This window comes from Pseudovibrio denitrificans JCM 12308, assembly GCF_001310815.1.
In the GTDB taxonomy this organism is placed as follows: Bacteria; Pseudomonadota; Alphaproteobacteria; order Rhizobiales; family Stappiaceae; genus Pseudovibrio; species Pseudovibrio denitrificans.
Genome location: NZ_BAZK01000067.1, coordinates 1 through 1546 on the forward strand (window position 1 = coordinate 1; position 1546 = coordinate 1546).

Below are 1546 nucleotides of genomic sequence, written 5' to 3' on the forward strand. Positions count from 1 at the left end.
CCTTTCGAGGATTGTTTCGATTTCCCCCAGTTCAATTCTGTATCCGTTGACTTTGACCTGGGTGTCTTTGCGGCCAAGGAACTCGATAAGACCTGTTTCTGTATAGCGGCCAAGATCACCGGTTTTGTAGAGCCGCTCACCAGTATCGGCGTGAGTGACAAAGCTCTGCTCGGTCAAATCCGGACGACCAAGATACCCCTTGGCTAGTCCAACACCTGCGATCACGATTTCACCAATCACACCGGTTGGGCACTCGTCCAGCCGGTGACCGACAACACGCATTGGCTGGTTGGTCAGCCCAGTCCCGTAAGGAATGCTCTGCCAAGTTGGATCCACTGTCTCAATCGGATATTCAATCGACCAAATCGAGGCTTCTGTCGCCCCACCCAGCGAGATAATTTGCAGATCAGAATTAAGGCTCTGCCAAGCTTGCTCGGGCAGTGAGAGCGGAATCCAATCGCCGCTCAGCATCGCAACGCGCAGCTCTGGGAAAGCCGCTTCACTGTCTTGCTCGTGTGCAACCAGCATGCGCAACAAAGCCGGAACCGAGTTCCAGACTGTCACACCCGCAGCACGCAGAACACGGCCCCAGTGGCGTGGATCCTTCAAACCATCAGGATGCGGCAGCACAAGGCGTGCACCCCGCGCGCTCGTGCCGAACAGATCGAACACGGAGAGATCGAAGCTGAGTGATGACAGGCCGAACACACCATCATTTGAGGTCAGGCAGCGTCGCACGCAGATATCTTCAATGGTGTTCATGACAGCCTGGTGTGCGATCACGACACCTTTAGGCGAGCCTGTCGAACCGGAGGTGAAGATCACATAGGCTGTCTGATCGGGCGTGGCCACCACCTCTGCGAAGGGAGCATCATGGCATTGCAACTTATGTCGAGCGCCTGTAATACTGGCGTCTCCACCGCCCCTGGTCGGTTTGCCAAGTCGCGTTGCAGAGAACCCAGATGCCAGGGCTGTGTGAGAATCTGGCGCACACCGGCCGCTGCGAGCAACTCAGCACGACGCTGCGGTGGCACCTCAGGATCGATGGGAAGATAGGCTCCGCCAGCGCGCAAAATGCCATGTGCTGCAGCACTCTGCTCCCACCCTTTGTCCATGATGATGGCCACAAACTCTTCCCGCGCAAGACCACCTGCACGCAAAACCGTGGCCACCTTGTTAGCCGCCCGATGCAACTGATCATAGCTGACCTCAAATGCGCAGCCACCCTTTGCATCCGCCTGCCAGATAGCCACTGCCTCTGGCGTCTCAACCGCATATCGCGCCAGCCCATCATGTAGGCTTGCAACTGGGAGAGCACTCTCGGCCACCGGCAACGCAACCGCGGGCAACCGCGGTAAATCAGCCGCTTCCAGCAAGGTCGGGTCCAGCGCCAATCCTTCAAGAAGCGCAACATAGGATGCAAACATCTCATCCAGAATGCGCGCGTCAAATAACTCTTCAACCGCATCCCAGTTTAGATAAAGACACCCGTCTTTCTCCATAACCTGATGATCAAGCCAAACCTGCGGGGTCTGACTGATAGTGT

2 protein-coding genes are annotated in these 1546 nt (G+C 56.6%); both read right to left on the minus strand.

Annotation, left to right across the window (positions count from 1 at the left end):
- A partial coding sequence (locus JCM12308_RS32645) for an AMP-binding protein (protein ID WP_280138436.1) occupies window positions 1-852 on the minus strand: 852 nt, incomplete at its 3' end.
- The coding region (locus JCM12308_RS32650) for an AMP-binding protein (protein WP_164845401.1) at window positions 822-1546 on the minus strand (725 nt) is incomplete at its 5' end. The genes JCM12308_RS32650 and JCM12308_RS32645, both read right to left, overlap by 31 nt.